A 20,042-nucleotide genomic window follows, 5' to 3' on the forward strand; every position below is an offset into this window, starting at 1 on the left:
ATGCCGCTCCTTAGAAAACAACACGTACCGGTGTTACGATATAGGTGTAATCCGGTTCATCGGCACAGGTAACACATACCGGGCTGAGAGAGGTATTCATGGATAAAACCGCTTCCTCTGCTTCCAGGTTCTTCAGGATATCCAGAATATATTTTGCGTTAAAGGCAACATTCAGCGGGTCACCGACAGTCTGGCAGGAAACAACCTCCAGGCCGGTACCTACATCCGGGCTGCTGCTGGTAATAGTAATTTCATCGGCAGCTACGCTCATTTTGATGATGCTGTAATCACCGTCGGTAGAGAAGAGAGCAACACGCTCAACAGCGCCGGCAAGCTCTTTAATGTTTACCTTGCTGGTCAGAGCGAATTTCGGCGGAATAACGCGGCGATAATCAGGGAACTGACCTTCAATCAGACGGGAAACAATAACTATATTATCGATAACAACCATAATCTGGTTATTGAGCAGGGAAATAAGTACCTGCTGCGGTACTTCACCTGTCAGGTTGCGGGAAATTTCGCCCAGAACCTTGGAAGGAATAATCATGCTGAGCTCTTCATTTCCCTCATATGGCAAAGATTTGATAGCCAGACGATGGGTATTGGTGCCGACGAAGGTAATTTTGCCGTCTTTAGCTTCTACAAGAATACCGGTGAACAGAGGTCTTGCTTCATCGGTAGAACAAGAGAAGATAGTCTTTTTGATCAGCTCTTTAATCATGCTGTCATCAAGAGCAATGGTTCTGTCTGCATCAAAGGTGGGAAATTTAGGATAATCATCTTCATTCATTAAGAAGAGCTGATATTCGGATTTTCCGGAGCTTACCTTGATAGAGTGTTTTTCTTCATTTTTGCTGATGGTCAGGCTTTCAGCGGGCAATTTACGGATAAGGTCGGCAAAATGCTTGGCAGAAACAACTATTTCCCCCGGTTCGCTGATTTCTGCATCAATGGTGCAGGAAATAGCCATGTTTAAATCCATAGCCTGTATTTCCAGCTTGTTATCTGCTGCGATAACATGGATACCGGAAAAGATAGGTGTGCTTGGCTTGGAAATAATTGCTCTTTGAACTGTCTGAATTGCTTTATTTAAGCTGTTGGTATTACAGGAAATTATCATTTGTTCACAGTCCTCCTTGTTTTTTTAATACTGTTATAATATATAAAAAGTAGTCGACGTAGTAGTAGGGCCTGTTAGTTGTGGGGAAAAGTGCTTTGGGCTTAGCTGTGATGCCTTATTTCCCATGTATATAAGGCTGTTGATAACCGGGAAATAATATACACACAATCTACAGGCTGAAATTTTATCAACTTATGCCTAAAAGTTATACACAGCTTGAGGGTGAGTTATCAACAGTTTTTGTGGATAACTTTTTTACTGTTATTGCCGCAGAATTTCTATGATTTCCTGCAGCTCGTTTTGGAAGGCGAGGTTACTGTTTTTAAAGTTGCTTATTTTTTCGTAAGCATGGATAACGGTCGTGTGGTCACGTCCTCCGAAGAGCTCACCGATACGCGGATAGGATAAATCTGCCAGCTCACGGCAAAGATACATAGCAACCTGGCGCGGGAAGGCAATGTTTTGCGTACGCTTTTTGTTGAACAGCTCGTCCTGCTTAACATTGTAGTGATCGGCGACAACCTTGATGATGCCTTCATAGGTGATGGTTCTTGTTTTGATATCGTTGCCCATGTCGGAAAGAACCTTTTGCGCGGTTTCTACAGTGATGGGCATGTGCATGAGGGAGGTGTATGCTACTATTTTATTGTAGGCGCCCTCAATTTCACGGATGTTGGTGGCGATGTTGGTGGCCAGCAGGGTAATGACCTCGGTCGGCAGGACGATATTGTCCGATGCAGCCTTGGTACGCAGGATAGCCATACGTGTTTCCAAATCCGGAGTCTGGATATCTGCCGTCAGTCCCTGGTCAAAACGGGAACGCAGGCGGTCCTCTAAGGTTTCGATTTCGCGCGGAGGACGGTCACTGGAGATGATGATCTGTTTATCGGCATCTTTCAGTGCATTAAATGTATGGAAGAATTCTACCTGCGTTTGTTCCTTGCCCTTCAGAAACTGGATATCGTCGATAATCAGGCAGTCGATATTGCGGTATTTCTGGCGGAAGGCCTCAGTAGTTTTGTTCTGGATGGAATTGATGATTTCGTTGGTGAATTTTTCACTGGAGGTGTAGAGCACCTTCATGCTGGGGTTATTTTGCTTGATGCGGTTGCCGATAGCGTGCATTAAGTGTGTTTTGCCCAGACCAACGCCGCCGTACAGGAAAAGCGGGTTGTAGGCATGTGCCGGGTCGTTGGCTACTGCCTGTGCTGCCGCATGGGCGAAGCGGTTGGAGTTGCCGATGACGAAGGTTTCAAAAACGTACTTGGGGTTCAGGTTGCTTTCATCGGGCTGCTGCACGGAGGTGTTTTCATTAAACAGCTGCTGCTGTTCGCGCTTGGCAGGTACAGCCGGCATTTCTTCAGCTGCTTCCGATCCGCTGCTGCCGTTGTCCATGGTTTCGATGATGAGCTTGATATTTTTGCTCATAATGCCGGCCAGGACGCCCTCAATAACCTGAGCGTAGTTTTCCTCCAGCATTGTTTTAAAAAAATCGTTTTTGACAGCTACTTTATAGTAGGTATCTGTCACTTCCAACGGCATAATCGGCTTAATCCAGACATTAAAGACTTTTTCATTAAAGGATTCCTTTAATTTGTCCTTACATCTGACCCAGATTTCCGCTAAATCATAGGAATTCATATAGATACATCCTTTCTCGCTGATTTTAGAAAAATAAAAACGACAGCCTGCATTGCCCGCGGAAGGGCGGTGTAAGCGCCGGTTTAAGTAAAGCTAGATATACACATATATTTTATCAGACTGTGGATAACTTCGCAAATTTTCGAGAAAAATTTCTGAGATGGCAGAAAAATGGCTGTTTTTACTTGACGAAGTTTTTATTTTCCCATATAATAAGTTAGTAATACCTTGCGTGGTGAAGTACGTGCTTATAAAGGCGCACTGTTACCGCGTTGGTAGAGCAAATAACAGCTATCAATATTCACATAAATTAGAAATTGATAAAATTTTGCGGTGGATAAGGAGGGAATACTGAATGAAGCGTACTTTTCAACCTAACAATCTCAGAAGAAAAAGAACTCATGGTTTCAGAGAAAGAATGAAAACTTTGGGCGGTCGTCAAGTTCTCAAAAGAAGACGTGCTAGAGGCAGAAAGAAATTGTCTGCATAACATTATAAAATAGGCCGCGCAAGTGGCCTATTTTTTCCATGCGGGCAGGTGTGCATTTGATGCAAAAGAAAAAGTTTACTTTAAAAAAATTAAATCGACTTAAATCGAAGAAAAGCTTTCAGATTGTCTATGTAAAGGGACGCACTGTTGTCGATGCTATGTCGGTTTTTTATATTCTCCCGGATCAGGGCGAAGATATAAAAATCGGTCTGGCAGTAGGCAAGAAGTTGGGCTGTGCTGTGGTGCGCAACCGTGTCAAGCGTCTGATGCGTGAAGTATTCCGCATGCATAAGGCAGAACTCAAAAAGGGTTACCATATAGTCTGGGTAGCTCGCAAGAAGCTGACAAAGGCTGATTACAAGACTTTTGAGCGTGTATTTTTAAGACTGGCAAAAAGAGCAGCTCTGCTGCAGTAATAAGGATAGAAGGCTATGAGCAGGTTACTGATTTTGTGTGTAAGATTCTACCAGATTTTTATATCACCGCTGAAACCGCCGACCTGCAGGTTTTATCCTACATGTTCAGCGTATGCTATTGAAGCGATTCAGAAGAAGGGTCCTGTGAAGGGAACGTGGCTGGCGATTAAGCGTATTGCCAAATGTCATCCTTTTCATCCGGGCGGTTATGACCCTGTGCCATAAGCATACTATTAAGCTATAACACTTTGTTTTTTAAGGAGTGATATCTTGGATTTTCTCGCTAATATCGTACAACAGGTGTTAACTGTGCTCTACAATTTTACTGAGAGCGTCGGTATACCGAACCTTGGCCTGGCTATTGTGTTAATGACCATTATCATTAAGCTGATTATGTATCCGTTGACTCAGAAGCAGATTCAGTCAACTAAGGCTATGATGGAAATTCAGCCGAAGATGAAGGCTTTACAGGAAAAATATAAGGATGATAAACAGCGCCTGAATATGGAGCTGGCTAATTTATATAAGAGCGAAGGCGTTAATCCGCTGGCAGGCTGTCTGCCGCTGCTCATCCAGATGCCGATTATGATTGGTATTTTCTACGGTATCCGTGACTACAACTATGCAGCACATCCGGAAATCGTTACCAGCTTTTTGTGGCTGGCTGATATTTCCAAGGCAGACCCGACCTATGTTCTGCCGGTGCTTTCCGCATTAACTACTTTTATTCAGACCAAGCAGACTATGCCGACAAACGGCGGCGGTGCACAGAACAAGATGATGATGTACTTCATGCCTCTGTTCATCGGTTATATCAGCTTGACCTTCCCGGCAGGTCTGGTACTGTACTGGGTTGTTATGAATATTATGCAGATTGCACAGCAGTCTATTATGAACAGAGCTGCTGCTAAATAAGCGTGTAAGCGTATAGGAGTTGGTAAAGATGGCTTTTGTTGAGAAGACCGGTAAGAGCGTGGACGAAGCTGTTGCAGCAGCTTTGGCAGAACTGAATGTTACTGCCGACCAGGCTGTTGTTGAAGTATTAGAGGAAGCAAAAAAGGGCTTTTTGGGCTTTGGCCGTAAGGATGCCCGTGTACGCGTAAGCGTTAAACCTGCAGAAGCAGAGGCAGAAAAAACTGCTGAGGCTGCACCCGCTGCTGAAAAAACCGTCAGCGAGGCTGCTGCCGACGCTGTAGCTGCAGTAAAGGTGGCTGCAACCGTAGCTGCCGGTGCTCTGGCTAAAAAGGCAGATGCTGTGAAGGCAGATGCTGCTGTAGCTGCCGAGGATTTCAAGAAGAAGGCTGCAGATGCTAAGGATGATGCAGTTGATGATGCTATCGCAGCGCTGAATGCTTTAAAGAGCGAGCGTCGTGAGCGTCAGAACCGAGAACCGCGTAAATACAATGTAAGTGATGAGGCAGTTGCTGCTGCTAAAGAATTTTTGCAGAAAATCTTCAATGCAATGCATATTGAGGTTGCTATGGAAAAATTCATCAACAAAAATGACGGCAGCGTTACCTTCCGCCTGCATGGTGATGATATGGGTATTTTAATCGGCAAGCATGGACAGACCTTAGACAGCTTGCAATACCTGACCAATCTTGTTGCTAACAAGAATAGCAATGAGCGTGTGCGTGTAATCATTGACGTTGAGGATTACCGCGACCGCCGTATCGAAACTCTTAACCGTCTGGCAGCACGTCTGGCAGATAAGGTTAAACGTACCGGTGAGCGCGTAGCCCTGGAGCCTATGAATCCGCACGAGCGCAAGATTATCCATATGGCATTACAGGGTGACCGTCGTGTTACTACCCTGAGCGAGGGCGATGAGCCTTATCGTCATGTGGTTATTGAGCTGAAAAAATAAAATACAAAGCAAGGCTGTCGCGTTAAGTTAATTTAGAGGCTTATTTGCGGCAGCCTTTTTTCCGTACTGAGCTTTTTTACGCAGTACAGATAAAAGAAGGAGGGTCATATGGCTGAGGATACGATTAGTGCTGTTACTACGGCTCTTGGCGAAGGCGCTGTAGGTATTGTGCGTATTAGCGGACCGCAGGCGTTGGCGGTGGGCGAGACCTTGTTTAAGGCGGCTTCCGGCAAGGCTCTTGGTGCATATCCGGTGAATACGCTTGCTTATGGCCATGTTTATGATACGGACGGCAGCCTGGTTGATGAGGTGCTGGCGGTGTATATGCGTGCTCCCCGTTCCTATACGGCGGAGGATGTGGTGGAAATCCAGTGTCATGGCGGTGTACAGCCGCTGCAGAAGATTCTGCAGCTGACTTTTGCTGCCGGTGCGCGTCCGGCGGAGGCCGGCGAGTTTACGAAGCGTGCGTTTTTAAACGGCAGGATTGATCTGACGCAGGCTGAGGCGGTTATGGATATTATCCGTTCGCGCAGTGAGGCAAGCCTGAAGCTGGCTGCGCGTCAGCAAAAGGGACAGCTGGCAGGTGAGCTGCGCACTTTGCGTAAGCAGTTGGTGGATATTGTTGTTAATCTGGAGGCTGTGATTGATTATCCGGAGGAGGATATCGAGGATGTTACCTATGGCAGGGTGCAGGAGAGCCTGAGCACTGTCTGCAGCGGGATTGAGCATCTGCTGGCGCATGCGCATACGGGCAAGATTTTGCGCGAGGGCCTGCGTACAGCTATTGTCGGACGTCCGAACGTGGGCAAGTCGAGCCTGCTGAACGCTTTGCTGCGGGAGGAGCGTGCGATTGTTTCGCAGTATGCCGGTACGACGCGTGACGTTATTGAGGAGCAGCTGCTGCTTGACGGTGTACCGTTGGTGCTGGCTGATACGGCGGGTATTCGTGCTACCGATGATTTTGTGGAGAAAATCGGCGTGGAGAAGAGCCGTCAGCTGTTGGCGGATTCGGAGCTGGTTATCTGCGTGATTGACGGCAGCGAGGGCCTGACGGATGAGGACGAGGCGATTTTAGAGGCTGCGGCCGGCAAGCCTTGTGTGGTGATTGTGAATAAGAGCGATTTGCCGCAGCAGGTTGATTTGGCGCAGCTGCGTGAGCGCTTCGGTGCTGATAAGGTGATGACGCTTTCTGCCAAGACTTTGGTTGGCATTGAGGCGTTTACTGCCTGGCTGAAGAGCTATGTTTACGGCAGCAAGGGTACGCTGGAGGACGGTGCATATATTCAGAATGCGCGTCAGGAGCGTTTGCTGCGTGAGGCGCTGGCTTGTCTGCAGGATGCGGAGGTTGCGGCGCAGGATTTCCTGCCTTATGATTGTATTGTGATTGATGTGCGCTCGGCGATTGACCTGTTAGGGGAGATTACGGGTGATACGGTGCAGGATGAGATTATCAATGAGATTTTTGAGAGGTTCTGTATCGGTAAGTAGGGTTGCAAGCAGTTTGTACGTCGCAATTAACATATCACGCTGCAACGAAAAATTTTTCCGCGATTCGCGGCCGGTAATTTCGTGCGGAACAACGACGAAATTGCAATAAACTCGCGCTAGGCGAAGAGATTTTGCTGCAGCAGTGAGTTTAGCGCTCAAACAGTATTGCAATTTCTGTTATTCCAGGCACTCATTCCCTAAAATTTTTATGTTTTCGCTGCGATATATTAATTGCTTAAGTTAGTGTTAACTACTAGCCTTTTATATGCTCCCTGAAAGGGAGCTGGCATCGCCGTAGGCGATGACTGAGGGTTGTTGATATATTAATTGCTTGTTAGGGTTTTCTGCTAATTTTCTGGTTATCTCCCATGTAAGATGGTGATAGCCGGTACATATATTTTTAAGAGGTCTATTAAGATGAGTTATATTACAGATACATTTGATGTAATTGTCGTTGGCGCCGGCCACGCAGGCGTGGAGGCGGCGCTGGCTGCTTCCCGCCTGGGCGGCAAGACGCTGCTGGCGACGCTGTCGCTGGATAATGTGGCGTTGATGCCGTGTAATCCGTCTATCGGCGGTCCGGCAAAAGGTCATCTGGTGCGTGAGCTGGATGCTTTGGGCGGCCAGATGGGTATCAGTGCGGATTTGGCGTGTATCCAGATGCGTCTTTTGAATACCGGTAAGGGCTATGCCGTGCATGCTCTGCGTGGTCAGGAGGATAAGCCTTTTTATCATACCTTGATGAAAAAGATTGTCGAGGATCAGGAGAATCTGGAGCTGAAGCAGCTGATGATCGATAAGCTGCTGGTAGAAAACGGCGCGGTTGTTGGCGTAGAGGCCGAAACCGGTGAGGTTTTCGAGGCGAAGTGCGTTATCCTGGCTACCGGTACTTATCTGCGCGGCCGTATTGTTTACGGTCAGGTTAATTACGAATGCGGTCCGAACGGTCTGCGCAGTGCGCAGAAGCTGTCCGCTTCTTTGCTGGAGAACGGTGTGGAGCTGATGCGCTTCAAGACCGGTACGCCGGCGCGTATTGATGCCCGCAGTCTGGATTACAGCAAGATGGAGCCGCAGTACGGAGATGAGGAGGTGCGCAACTTCTCCTTTATCAGCAATATCAAAACACGTGAGCAGGTTCCCTGCTACCTGACCTATACGAATGAGGCTACGCATAAGATTATCCGCGATAACCTGCATTTATCCGGTATGTTTAACGGTATGATTGAGGGCGTCGGCCCGCGTTACTGCCCGTCTATCGAATCTAAGATTGTGCGCTTTGCCAATAAGGAGCGTCATCAGCTGTTTATCGAGCCTGAAGGACGCAGTACCAATGAAATGTATGTACAGGGCATGAGCTCTTCTTTGCCGGCGCATATTCAGCTGCAGTTTATGCAGACAATTCCCGGACTAGAGCATTGCAAGATGATGCGTGCAGGCTATGCTATAGATTACGATTGCCTTGATCCGCTACAGCTGCATCCGTCGCTGGAGCATAAGGCTATCAGCGGTCTGTTCAGCGCCGGTCAGTCCAACGGTACCAGCGGCTACGAGGAGGCTGCTGCCCAAGGCCTGATGGCAGGTATCAACGCTATGATGAAGATTAACGGACGCGAGCCGCTGGTATTGCGCCGTGATGAGGCATATATCGGCGTGCTGATTGATGACCTTGTTACCAAGGGTACCTCCGAGCCTTACAGAATGATGACCTCGCGTGCCGAATACCGTTTGCTGCTGCGTCAGGATAATGCGGATTTGCGCCTGACGGAAAAGGGTAGAGCTATTGGTCTGGTTGATGATAAACGCTACGGCATTTTCACCGAAAAGCGCACTGCTTTGGAGCGCACGGTGAACGAGCTGGGCAAGCAGAATATTTCTCCCAGTGCGGAAAACAATGCCAAGCTGGAGGCTATGGGTACGGCGCCGCTGCGCAGCGGCAGCAGTCTTTTGGATTTGCTGCGCCGCAAGGAGGTTACCTACAGCAAGCTGCAGCAGGCCTTCGGTCTGCCGGAGCTGGCACCGCAGGTAGCTGAGCAGGCCGAGATTTTCGCCAAGTATGAGGGATATATTACGAAACAGCGTCAGGAGGTTGAGCGCTTTATGAAGCTGGAAAACAAGCGCCTGCCTGATGATATAGATTATCGTGCAATTAAAGAGCTTTCCAGCGAGGCCGCTGAAAAGCTGGACAAGGTACGTCCGGCGAATATCGGTCAGGCATCGCGTATCAGCGGTGTTTCGCCTGCTGATATCAGCGTGCTGATGATTGCGTTGGAGCTGAAGCGCCGAAAGGAGCAGGAAGAATGACCTTTGCAGAAATTTTAGCCGAAAAGGGTGCGGAGGCCGGTTTGAGCTTTACGCCGCTGCAGCTAGAGCAGTTCAGCCGTTATTACGAGCTGCTGGTAGAAACCAATAAGGTGATGAATCTTACCGCTATTACCGAGCCTGAGGATGTTGCCGTAAAGCATATGGTAGACAGCCTGCTGGCCTACGAGGCGGAGATGGCCGGCAAAACTTTGGCAGACGTGGGCACGGGCGCCGGCTTTCCGGGTGTGCCGCTGAAAATCTACTGCCCCGAGCTGAAGGTTACCCTGATTGATTCTCTGGGCAAGCGCCTGCGCTTTTTGCAGCAGGTGATTGAGGAGCTGGGGCTGAAGGGCATCCGCTGCGAGCATTTGCGTGCCGAGGATGCGGGACGTGATAAAAAGCACCGCGAAAAATATGACTATGTAACGGCGCGCGCTGTGGCACGTTTGAGCGTGCTGAGCGAATACTGCCTGCCGCTGGCCAAGAAGGGCGGTCAGTTTATCGCTTTGAAGGGCAGCAAGTTTGCAGAGGAAATTACCGAGGGCGAGGCTGCGGTAAAAATTCTCGGCGGCAAAATTCTCAGTGCGGAGCCTGTAAAATTACCCGGTCTGGATGATGGACGTGCTATAATAAAGATAGCTAAAATCAAAAGCACACCGGCGCAATACCCGCGTAAGGCTGGTACGCCGGAAAAACAGCCCTTAGGCGCTAAATAGGGGGAAAGCATATGTTAGTAGATGATGGATTTTCGGTATTGGATACAGATTGCGGTATTATCGGCGAGCGTAAGGCCGTTAATGAGGTGAAGGTAGTCAAGGTTCCCATCGGGCAGATTTTCCCCAACCCTTATCAGCCGCGCAAAAGCTTTGACGAGGCAGCCTTAGAGGAGCTGTCTGCTTCCATCGCCCAATACGGCGTGCTGCAGCCTCTTTTGGTATCACCGGCGGAAGACGGCCGTTATCTGCTGATTGCCGGCGAGCGCCGTCTGCGTGCTTCCCGTATGGCGAAGCTGACGGAGGTACCTGTCATTATCAGCGATTATACTACCCAACAGATTGCGGAAATCGCGCTGATTGAAAACCTGCAGCGTGAGGACCTGCACTTTCTGGAGGAGGCCGAAGGCTATGAACAGCTGATGGAGCAGTTCCATCTGACGCAGGAGGCAATGGCTGCGCGTGTAGGCAAGAAGCAGTCCACCATCGCCAACAAGCTGCGTTTGCTGCGCCTGTCGCCTGCTGTACGCAAGGTGCTGGTGGATGCCGGTCTGAGCGAGCGTCATGCACGCGCACTGCTGAAGCTGGATGATGATGCCAAGCGTCTGGAGGTGCTGGAGGTTGTTGTTGCCAAGAATTACAGCGTGCGCCAGACCGAGGAATATATCAATAAGCTGTTGGAGGACAACCAGCAGGAAAAACGCCGCCGTATGGTGATTGTCAACGATGTCCGCATTTACCTGAACAGTATTAAGCAGGTTGTCAACGCTATTAAGGATGTCGGTATTCCGGTTAATATGGAGCAGACGGTAGAGGGCGATGAGGTCATCGTCAGCGTCCGCATCAAGAACCAGAAGAAGCCGAAGGGCGGCAACAGCAAGCCATTGTTCTGAAAGTAATAAAGCAGGAAGCTTCCTGCAGTAACGATAAAAGCAGAGAGCTGTGTTTCACGTGAAACACAGCTCTCTGCTTTTTTGTACAAGGAGGTGGCTTATTATGCTCCGAACGAAGCCGGATTTTTACCAGAATTTGAGCATCTGGAAAAGACTCTTTTTGAAGCCCTTCTCCGGCGGAATTACCTCATGCAGGAATTTGGGCTTAACATAGCGTACAATCATTGGCGGTGTGCGCATAGTTGTTTCGGCAAAGCGCGGCAGCTTGCTGTTAGCGGGAAGCTGCAGGCTGCGTACCTTGTCCTTGCTGTTGACGAAGCGGGCACTGGCTGCGCCGGTCTGGCCGTTGACAACGATGACGAAGCGTTCGCCGGCGCTGTTGTCGGTATAGTCAACATAATAAATCGGCAGCATGATGTCAGCCGAATGCTTGCGGATATTGCGTGCCCATTTTTCAATCGTAACATTCTTTAAGCCGTAATTTTCGCAGAGCCTGTTGCAAAGCTGCTCGTTGATCATGCGGTCAAGATATTTTTGTACCGGGAAAAGATTGCTGCGGGTGGTGATATGTACATCACCCTCCAGAAATACGGGGTCAAAGGGGGCGAATTCATCAAAGTTCCAGGGAGCAACCATATCGACGGCGTTTTCGTCAAAGACATAGGTTTGCGGATATACCCAGTTCAAAACCTCCTGATAAATTTCGCAGTCACCCTTGTTGCTGGAGATTTGCGCTTTGACGCGCAGGTCCGCAAGTGTATAGGGAGTATAAAAGGCGGTAAATTTTTCCTTAATGGCTTTTTCCGCACCCTTGAAGGACATAGGCTCGCGCTTCATCAGCAACTGTGCTCTGCCAAAGGCCTGCTCTTTATTGAGCTTGAAGGGCAGGGCGATGGAGGGATAGCTGCGGGAACCTGCGCCGATAAGCTGGTCCTTGTTGTAGCCGCCGGCCTTCAGCTCCTCCTGCGTCAGACGGTGACCGCAGTATTCGCAGGTAAAAATAGTCTGCGTGGATTCGCCGGTAACATCGGCACCGCAGAGCGGGCATGGTAGCTTAACGGTGTGGCTTTCTTCGTAAACCTTGGTGCTGAGGGCGCTGAAAACGCCCAGCTTATCTTCGATGCTTTGGGTATCGTTTTTGAGCATTTCGGGCAAAGGCTCCATAAAGTATACGTGGCCCAGCTTTACCAGACCGTTGACAACTTCTACAGGCTTATGGCGATACTTGATTTCGCTATCAAGAATATTTTTGCTGTTCGGCCAAGGCTCCTGGTTGCCGCAGAAGGAGCAGATGAAGCTGGTGCTGGCAGCGTCGGAATACATGGTGCCGCCGCATTTTTCGCATTGTATAGCACAACATTCGTCGTTTTCTTTAAACATAGGAACATCTCCCTTCCTTATCTTGCCTTCATTATAGCGCAAAAAGAATGTCAGCGCCCCACCCGAAAGGGGAAATTTGGGTAGGATGGGGTTGGTTTTATTTTAAAAGATGATAAAATATCGTAGCAATAGCAAAATTCAGCTGAATTTTAGAGATAAACACAAAAATTGTGCGGCTTTTTACGACCGCACAATTTTTTTGCTGTTTACTTACAGCATAGGATGTGATTATATGTTGAAGAATTATAACCTATCAGAAGGTCCACCGCATACCTACGTTCCATTGCCAAGGTGTCTTGTAGTCGCCGCCGAAGGCTTTGGAAACATCTGCATACAGATAGCTGTTATCCTTGGTTTTGAGGTTGAAGCCGATGCCTGCCTCGTACCAGGTGTCGCCCAAATCGTTGCTGTAGGTGGTGGATACACCGTTGTAGCTCAGGCGGGTGTCAGCACTGCCGCCGAAGTCATGTAGTACAGAAGCTTTGGCGTATACATTACCGTTGTCGCCAAGTCTGCTGCCAAGTTCGAAGCCTAAGCGGCCGATGGTGCTGCTTTGGCTGTCCTGACTGATAGCAATGCCGTTGGCGGTAGTGTAATCCTTACCGGCAATACGCAGCCAGGAAAGCTGTGCCTGCGGAGTGAAGTAGGCCTTGTCACCCATAGCGATTTCTCTGCCGTATTCGGCACTGATGCTGCTGCCCCAGGTTTTGTACTGACCGTGAGTGAAGCCAATCGGTGCAGAGATATCGTAATCATTGCTCAGACGGCCTTCCTTCAGTACGATGTCTGCATAATGTCCCTTATCGCCCAGCCAGGTGCCGTACAGAGTAAGTGCCAGGCTGTGGTTTTTCGCTGTTGCATCGCCGTAGGTGGTTTTACCGCTGTTACGGCTGATAGCAGCGCCGTAATGCCAATCGCCGCCAGCCTTATCATAACCCATCTGGAAGAAATTATTTTGGTTCTTGGCATTGTCATATTTGAATTCGCCGCGGTTCAAGCGTACCCAGAAGCCTTGGTCGCCATCGCCCTGACGCAAATCGCCCAAGCGTTTGCTCAAGGTAGCATCCTCCTGTCTCCAGGACAGTGCTGCAGCGTTTTGCAGATGGCTGATAGCATCTACAGTAGTGCTTTGGGCAATTTTTACATTGGCGATTGCGTTGCCGTCAATATGGTTGATGGTATCTGCCTGCATTTGGCCGATGAGCAGACCTTCGTTTACCTGAACGTCAAATTTTGCCGCACTGTCATCGTGAATCTTCAGGCTGTTTCTAACAAGGCCTTCTAATCCGGCTGCGTCCTTCACGTTATCAGCATTGATGCCTGCATAAGAGGTATGTACTGCGGCAGCGTCGGTATCAGCGTTGTTTACGCGGAAGAAGCCTGTATTGAGGTTTGCATCAGCCTCCAGCGTCAGCTCACCGCCGGTGCCCTGCAGGTGATTAATGTCAATGTTCTGCACCTCTTCATTGGTCATGGTGATGCTGCCGTCATTCAGGGTGAGGGTTTCCAGATAGCTATAACCAATGCCGTATTCACCCATAGCATGCCATGTAGCCTTATTGGCGAGGGTGAGGTTAATGGTACCGGCAGAATCATCCTTATCTTCATAAGGTCCGCTTTGGTCGAGATTGCCGGTGATGCTGGAAGCGTCAGTATTCAGGTTGAGGTTGACAATGGCGGTGTTGGCTGCATGTACGTCGCCAACGATTACCACATCGTTAGTGGTACCCTGGTTAATGTTGACAATAGTATCGGTGTGCCAGGTCGGGTCCGGATCTTCGCCGTAAGCATTGATAGCGTTGAACAAGCCATTGTTAGCATTGTTGGCGCCGGTTATGCTGCCGCCGGCCATGTTAAGAACGGAGCCATCTTCGACAAATAGTACATCAACAGTACCTTCCGCACTATTGTTTTCAGCTCTGATATTCGTAATGCCCAGGTTGACCTCGGAATAATACCCTGCACGAACACCAACGGTCATAACCGCACCATCGCCGCTGCTTTCAGCGTGAATAGTGCTGTTGTCACCGAGAGTAATGGTGGAGCTGTGGATAGCATTAAGACCATAGCTGTAGCTTGATTCATCAGGATTCGGAGAAATGCCTTTTACGTCAATATGTGTTTCGCCGGCGTTGATTTCGGAGTTGCCTGCTGCAAAGATGCCGTTAGTACGGGCTAAATTCTCAGCCATAGCTTCGGTAGCGATTGTCAGCTTGCCAAAGTTCATCTTGGCCTGGTCTTGGGCTTCAATACCTGCTGCCCAGGCATAAGAGCCGTTTTTAGAGACAGCCTTGATATTTGTAGCGCCGCTTACGGTCAAAGTATGTTCGCTGTCTTCATCCTCAATATCGCGGCCCATGAAAATACCATCGGCAATACTTTCCGGCTTGCCGTCAGCCATGATATCGATATTGAGGTTTTCTATCTTGATATCGGCAGCATAAGTTTCAATGCCGGAAATATAGATTCTACCTTGATCTACATCACCTGTAGACTGACCTGTGATATTCACATCTTGGGCAGTGAGCCTGCCGGGAGTATCGTAGTTAGAGGTTGCTGCATAAATACCGCTGGTAGCACCATCTTTAATATCAAGCTGCAGATTTAGCGGCGTAGTAAATTTTAAATGTGTTCCTTCGTCCCAAACCTCAACAGCAGGGTAGGCGTTAGTCCATTTTACTACGTCACCTTCAGCGAAGGTATAAGTTGATTCCATACCGACAGTAGTGCGGATGCCATGAGCTGCATAAGAGTCACCCGCACCGGTGATTTGGTCAGTGTACTCCTGTGCAGAAGTAATGGATGGTTGTGCCCCCCCGATGTACAGCGCAAGCATTACAGCTGTTGTCAGGGTTCTGGAGATTAATTTTTTGCGTTGCATAAACAAGACCACCTTTCTTTAAATCGGCCAATATAAAGAAAACTTTAAGAATATTACAATAATTAATCAGCCGATTCTTTTCTACATCTGCATTATATATCAGAAAGCAGGAAAAAGCCCCACCCCAAAGGGCAAATTCGGGTAGGGTGAAGTGAAAAATTTGCTGATTTTGCGAAAAATTTTGCAGTCACCTTATCCTTCCTACCCAAAATTACCTTTTCGGGTGGGGACAACGCACCGCAAATACGCTATGCTATCATCAGAAGAATAGCAAAAGGCGGTGAGCAGCATGCGCAAACAAAAAAGCAATAAGCTGAGAATTATTCACCTGCTGTTATTGGCAGCGCTTCTGCTGCTGACAGCAAAGCTGATTTATGCCCAGGTGCGGGGAGGCGATAGCATGGGACGTATAGAATGGACGGGTATGCAATTATACAGAAACGGCTCGAATTATGATTATAGCTATAATTATGCGCTGCGTTTGGATGCTAAAAGCGGGCAGATGCTTTATGACTGCAGCTTTAAGGCTCCGGCAAATCTAAATGACGAAATCTGGCGCTGTGAGCTGGAGAGCGTGCCCGTGACGCGCGAGGAGCTTGCGCCTCTTGATGCGCTTATCCAAGGACTGCCGCTGGCACCGCCCAAGGAACCTGAGCCGGTAGATAAGGATCTGTTTGTCTGCGATGAAACCAATGAGATTTTTGATGTGTGTATCGCCAACTATAAGGATAGAAGCGTCAAGAAGCTGACGGCGCCTTTGAGCGGGGAGCAAAGAGCGGAAATGCAAAAGCAGTTTCTGCAGCTTTACCTGAAGGCTAAGGACAGAGCTCCGCTTCACAATTAAGACTTAACAAAGGCGGTGAACGGTATGCACAGTAAATCATGGAAAATCACCAAAATGCTGCTGGCGGTGCTTGTACTGCTGACAGTTAATATAGGTTGTGCGCCGGTACAAGGAGAAGATAAGATGACACATGTAGAATGGTCTGCTTTTTATATGAGCCGGAACCATCAGTTCCGCACCCTGTGCTACAGGTTTGAGGTTAATTATGATCCCTTTAAGGAAGGGCAGGGTACCTTTAGCTGCTTTTTTGTCGATAAAAAGGGCGGGAATTGCCTGCTGTCATCGGCAGAGGTGACAAGTGAGGATTTGGCAGAGCTGGATGCTTTTATCCAAAAGCTGCCGTTTACGGAGCAAAAGCAGAAGCAGACGGATATGCTGTTTGCGCACGATGCGACAACGAAGGAGTTTTATATTGCTCTTGGCAGCTATAAAAATAAAAACAGACGCAAGGTAAAGCCGCAGCTAAGCAGTATGCAGCAGGATGAGGCAATGGATATTTTAAAAAGGCTGTATGTTAAGGTGAGCAAGCGAGAAGGGAAATAGCGACTGATGCTTGGAGTTTAGAGAACCGCCGTGAGGCGGTTCTTTTTGTGAGAGCAGCTTTTTCCTAAAAATATCCCCGCAACCATTGCCGAAGCGCCTTACTCAGTGTACTTTGCTCAGTAAATGTGTTATAATAAAACAGGTTATTTGTAAAAATAAAACGAGTTTTTATAGGATGGTGAAAAAATGAAAGTTTCTGCTGAAGACGTAAAGCATATCGCACAGCTTTCCCGTTTGACTGTTCCTGCTTCCGAGATGGAAGTATTCACCGAGCAGTTCAACCAGATTCTTAACTATGCCGACATTCTTGAAAAAATTGATACCGCAGGTATCGAACCTACCCCGTACGTATTGCCGGTAAGCAATGTACTGCGTGAGGACGTTGTCAAAGAAGGCGTATCCCACGAGGAAGCATTGAAGAACGCTCCTGCTGTTCACAATGACGGCTTTAAGGTACCGCGCGTAATCGAATAAGAAGGAGGCAAACGCTGTGGATTTGTATAAACTTACTGCGCACGAGCTGCATGAAAAGCTCGTCAACAAAGAAGTAAGCTCCGTCGAATTAACTAACGCTGTTATTGCGCGTGTCGACGCAGTTGAAGACCAGGTTAACGCTTACGTAACCCTGGATAAAGAAAACGCTCTGGCACAGGCTGCCAAGGTTGATGCTAAGATTGCCGCAGGCGAGCAAATCGCTCCGCTGGCAGGTATCCCTGGCGCAATCAAAGATAATATTTCTACCAAAGGCCTGCGCACTACCTGTTCCTCCAAAATGCTGGAGAACTTCATTCCTGTATATGACGCACATGTTATCAAAAACCTGCGCGCTGATGAAACCATTTTCTTGGGCAAAACCAACCTGGATGAATTTGCTATGGGCTCTACCACCAAGACCTCTCATTTTGGTGTAACCCATAACCCTTGGAACCTGGACCGCGTTCCCGGCGGCTCCTCCGGCGGCAGTGCTGCTGCTATCGCTGCAGGCGAAGCTATCTGGACTCTGGGCTCCGATACCGGCGGATCTATCCGTCAGCCGGCATCCTTCAACGGCTGCGTTGGTATTAAACCGACCTATGGCCGTGTATCCCGTTATGGCTGCGTAGCATTCGCATCCTCTCTGGACCAGATCGGACCTATCACTAAAGACGTAACCGACGCTGCTCTGGTACTCAACAGCATCTGCGGTAAGGACGATATGGACTCCACCTCCCTGAACGTAGAGGTTCCCGACTTCACCAAAGCACTGGTAAATGACGTTAAAGGCCTGCGCATCGGTCTGCCGAAGGAATACTTCGGTGAAGGCGTTGATGCTAAGGTTAAGGCTGAAATCATGAAGGCCGTTGAAAAATATAAAGAGCTGGGCGCTGAAATCGTTGAGGTTTCCCTGCCGCATACCGAATATGCTGTAATTACCTATTACATCATCGCTCCGGCTGAAGCCTCCGCTAACCTGGCACGCTTCGACGGCGTTCGCTACGGTTACCGCAATGTAGATGCAACCTCCGCTCCGGAAATGACCACCATGAGCCGTACCGAAGGCTTCGGCCAGGAAGTACGCCGCCGCATTATGCTGGGCACCTACGTACTGAGCAGCGGTTACTATGATGCATACTACAACAAGGCTATGCAGGTTCGTACCCTCATCCGCCGCGACTTTGAAGCTGCGTTTGAAAAATGCGACGTACTGCTGACCCCGACCTCTCCGGTTCCTGCTTACGGCATCAACGACAAGATGGATCCGCTGACCATGTACATGCTGGACGTAACCACTATTCCGGTAAATATGGCTGGTCTGCCGGGTATTTCCATTCCTTGCGGCTTTGCTGATGACGGCATGCCTATCGGTATGCAGCTGATCGGCAAGGTTCTGGACGAAGCAACCATTCTGCGTGCTGCTTATACCTTTGAACAGGCAACCGAATATCATAAAGTATTCGCACCGCTGGGAGGTAACAAATAATGACTAAATATATTACCGTTATCGGCCTGGAAGTTCATGCCGAGCTGAAAACCAAAACTAAAGCATTCTGCAGCTGCTCCACTGCTTTCGGCAGCTTGCCCAACACCCATGTATGCCCGGTTTGCCTGGGTATGCCCGGTGCACTGCCTGTGCTGAACAAGCAGGTTGTTGATTTCGCTATCAAGGCTGGCCTGGCGCTGAACTGCGATATCCAAAAATACAACAAATTTGACCGTAAAAACTACTTCTATCCTGACCTGTCCAAGAACTATCAGATTTCCCAATTTGATAAACCTATCTGCCTGGGCGGTCATATCGACATCGTTGTTGACGGCGAGCATAAACGCATCGGCGTTACCCGTATCCACATGGAAGAGGATGCAGGCAAGCTGAATCACAGCGGCGCAACCATCAGCACCTCCGATTCCTCCGCAGTTGACTACAACCGTGCAGGCGTACCGCTGATTGAGATTGTATCCGAGCCGGATATGCGTAGTGCTGCCGAAGCTCGTGCTTACATGGAAAATCTGAAAGCAATTCTGGAATATACCGATGTCTGCGACTGCAAAATGCAGGAAGGCAGCCTGCGCTGCGACGCTAACATCTCCATCATGCCCGAAGGCGCTAAGGAATTCGGTACCCGTGCCGAAATCAAAAACCTGAACTCCTTCCGTGCTCTGGAGCGCGCTATCAACTATGAAGTTGAGCGTCAAAAAGAGGTTCTGGAAGATGGCGGCCACGTTGTTCAGGAAACCCGTACCTGGGATGAAGCTAACGGCGTAACCCTGTCCATGCGTTCTAAGGAAGAAGCACATGACTACCGTTACTTCCCTGAGCCTGACCTCGTTCCGGTACAGCTGGACGATGCTTGGATTGAGCGTATCCGCGAAACTCTGCCGGAGCTGCCGGCTCAGCGTCAGGCACGCCTGATGAGCGAGCATGGTCTGCCGGAATATGATGCTTCCCAGATCGTTTCCACCAAGGCTATGGCTGAATACTTTGATGAAGCAGTTAAGACCGCTAAGGACAGCAAAGCAGTTTCCAACTGGCTGCTGGGCGATGTATCTGCTTACATGAACAACGAAGGCATTACCATTGCTGACTTCAAGGTAACCCCTGCACACCTGGCAGAGCTGGTTAACCTGATTAAAGACGGCGTGCTGTCTAGCAAGCTGGCTAAAAAGGTATTTGCCGAAATGCTCAAAGAGGATGAGGCTCCGAAGGCTCTCGTTAAGAAGCTCGGTCTGGAGCAGGTTAGTGATGAAGGCGCTATCCTCAAGCTGGTTGAAGAAACCATTGCTGAGAACCCGCAATCCGTTGCTGACTACAAAGCCGGTAAAGATAAAGCTATCGGCTTCCTCGTTGGCCAGATTATGAAAAAATCTCGCGGCAAAGCTAACCCGGGCATGGTTACCAAAATGCTCAAAGAAAAAATGCAATAAGGCATACATAGCCTGGCAATATCTGCGTGTATTAAAAGCATAAAAATAAGCACTTCGCTTTGA

General features: G+C 48.8%; 18 protein-coding genes. 14 read left to right on the forward strand and 4 right to left on the reverse strand.

Going from position 1 to position 20,042, the window contains the following annotated elements; all coding sequences use genetic code 11:
- Positions 1-10: 10 nt before the first annotated feature.
- Together dnaN and dnaA are read right to left on the reverse strand one after the other, a co-directional pair.
- A complete protein-coding gene (gene dnaN, locus KAH19_RS04365; protein WP_210685256.1) occupies positions 11-1,120 on the reverse strand; it encodes a DNA polymerase III subunit beta in 1,110 nt (369 codons plus the stop codon).
- Positions 1,121-1,381: 261 nt separating this feature from the next.
- Positions 1,382-2,761, reverse strand: a complete 1,380-nt coding sequence (dnaA, locus tag KAH19_RS04370) for a chromosomal replication initiator protein DnaA (protein ID WP_009145465.1) — start codon at positions 2,759-2,761, stop codon at positions 1,382-1,384.
- Positions 2,762-3,116: 355 nt separating this feature from the next.
- Between dnaA and rpmH the strand changes: the two genes are divergently transcribed.
- From rpmH to KAH19_RS04420, 9 genes are all read left to right on the forward strand, one after another.
- A complete protein-coding gene (gene rpmH / locus KAH19_RS04375) occupies positions 3,117-3,251 on the forward strand; it encodes a 50S ribosomal protein L34 (RefSeq protein ID WP_021718820.1) in 135 nt (44 codons plus the stop codon).
- Positions 3,252-3,310: 59 nt separating this feature from the next.
- Positions 3,311-3,667, forward strand: coding sequence for a ribonuclease P protein component (rnpA, locus tag KAH19_RS04380; protein WP_040565072.1), 357 nt, complete (start codon positions 3,311-3,313; stop codon positions 3,665-3,667).
- 15 nt (positions 3,668-3,682) lie between these two features.
- Positions 3,683-3,892, forward strand: coding sequence for a membrane protein insertion efficiency factor YidD (yidD, locus tag KAH19_RS04385; protein ID WP_210685257.1), 210 nt, complete (start codon positions 3,683-3,685; stop codon positions 3,890-3,892).
- Between the two features lie 45 nt (positions 3,893-3,937).
- Positions 3,938-4,582 (forward strand): YidC/Oxa1 family membrane protein insertase, encoded by a 645-nt coding sequence (locus tag KAH19_RS04390; protein ID WP_210685258.1) that lies wholly within the window; start codon positions 3,938-3,940, stop codon positions 4,580-4,582.
- A 28-nt stretch (positions 4,583-4,610) separates the two neighbouring features.
- The gene (gene jag / locus KAH19_RS10920) at positions 4,611-5,534 is read left to right on the forward strand and encodes an RNA-binding cell elongation regulator Jag/EloR (protein ID WP_246869426.1); all 924 of its coding nucleotides are present in this window, start codon (positions 4,611-4,613) and stop codon (positions 5,532-5,534) included.
- 108 nt (positions 5,535-5,642) lie between these two features.
- A complete protein-coding gene (mnmE, locus tag KAH19_RS04405) occupies positions 5,643-7,022 on the forward strand; it encodes a tRNA uridine-5-carboxymethylaminomethyl(34) synthesis GTPase MnmE (RefSeq protein WP_210685259.1) in 1,380 nt (459 codons plus the stop codon).
- 417 nt (positions 7,023-7,439) lie between these two features.
- On the forward strand, positions 7,440-9,323 hold the full coding sequence (gene mnmG, locus KAH19_RS04410) for a tRNA uridine-5-carboxymethylaminomethyl(34) synthesis enzyme MnmG (RefSeq protein WP_210685260.1): 1,884 nt from the start codon (positions 7,440-7,442) through the stop codon (positions 9,321-9,323).
- Entirely contained in the window at positions 9,320-10,039 is a 720-nt protein-coding gene (gene rsmG / locus KAH19_RS04415) for a 16S rRNA (guanine(527)-N(7))-methyltransferase RsmG (RefSeq protein ID WP_210685261.1), read from the forward strand. The genes mnmG and rsmG overlap by 4 nt, the downstream gene beginning before the upstream one ends.
- Before the next feature lie 11 nt (positions 10,040-10,050).
- Positions 10,051-10,929, forward strand: coding sequence for a ParB/RepB/Spo0J family partition protein (locus KAH19_RS04420; protein ID WP_210685262.1), 879 nt, complete (start codon positions 10,051-10,053; stop codon positions 10,927-10,929).
- Positions 10,930-11,055: 126 nt separating this feature from the next.
- On the opposite strand, the gene KAH19_RS04425 is transcribed toward KAH19_RS04420, so the two are convergent.
- Positions 11,056-12,309 (reverse strand): hypothetical protein, encoded by a 1,254-nt coding sequence (locus tag KAH19_RS04425; RefSeq protein WP_210685263.1) that lies wholly within the window; start codon positions 12,307-12,309, stop codon positions 11,056-11,058.
- A gap of 253 nt (positions 12,310-12,562) precedes the next feature.
- Positions 12,563-15,190, reverse strand: coding sequence for an autotransporter outer membrane beta-barrel domain-containing protein (locus KAH19_RS04430; protein ID WP_210685264.1), 2,628 nt, complete (start codon positions 15,188-15,190; stop codon positions 12,563-12,565).
- A gap of 289 nt (positions 15,191-15,479) precedes the next feature.
- Here KAH19_RS04430 and KAH19_RS04435 point away from each other — a divergent pair, with 289 nt between their 5' ends.
- The 5 genes from KAH19_RS04435 (at position 15,480) to gatB (ending at position 19,979) form a co-directional block, all read left to right on the forward strand.
- Positions 15,480-16,034 (forward strand): hypothetical protein, encoded by a 555-nt coding sequence (locus KAH19_RS04435; protein WP_210685265.1) that lies wholly within the window; start codon positions 15,480-15,482, stop codon positions 16,032-16,034.
- 24 nt (positions 16,035-16,058) lie between these two features.
- Entirely contained in the window at positions 16,059-16,577 is a 519-nt protein-coding gene (locus tag KAH19_RS04440) for a hypothetical protein (protein WP_210685266.1), read from the forward strand.
- A gap of 186 nt (positions 16,578-16,763) precedes the next feature.
- Complete coding sequence (gatC, locus tag KAH19_RS04445) at positions 16,764-17,051, forward strand: Asp-tRNA(Asn)/Glu-tRNA(Gln) amidotransferase subunit GatC (RefSeq protein ID WP_009145481.1); 288 nt, start codon at positions 16,764-16,766, stop codon at positions 17,049-17,051.
- A 16-nt stretch (positions 17,052-17,067) separates the two neighbouring features.
- Positions 17,068-18,537 carry an Asp-tRNA(Asn)/Glu-tRNA(Gln) amidotransferase subunit GatA gene (gene gatA / locus KAH19_RS04450; RefSeq protein WP_210685267.1) on the forward strand — a complete coding sequence of 490 codons (1,470 nt, stop codon included), beginning with the start codon at positions 17,068-17,070 and terminating at the stop codon, positions 18,535-18,537.
- The gene (gene gatB / locus KAH19_RS04455; protein WP_009145483.1) at positions 18,537-19,979 is read left to right on the forward strand and encodes an Asp-tRNA(Asn)/Glu-tRNA(Gln) amidotransferase subunit GatB; all 1,443 of its coding nucleotides are present in this window, start codon (positions 18,537-18,539) and stop codon (positions 19,977-19,979) included. Before gatA ends, gatB begins: the two co-directional genes overlap by 1 nt.
- Positions 19,980-20,042 lie beyond the last annotated feature (63 nt).

Source organism: Phascolarctobacterium sp. Marseille-Q4147, assembly GCF_017968825.1.
In the GTDB taxonomy this organism is placed as follows: domain Bacteria; phylum Bacillota; class Negativicutes; order Acidaminococcales; family Acidaminococcaceae; genus Phascolarctobacterium_A.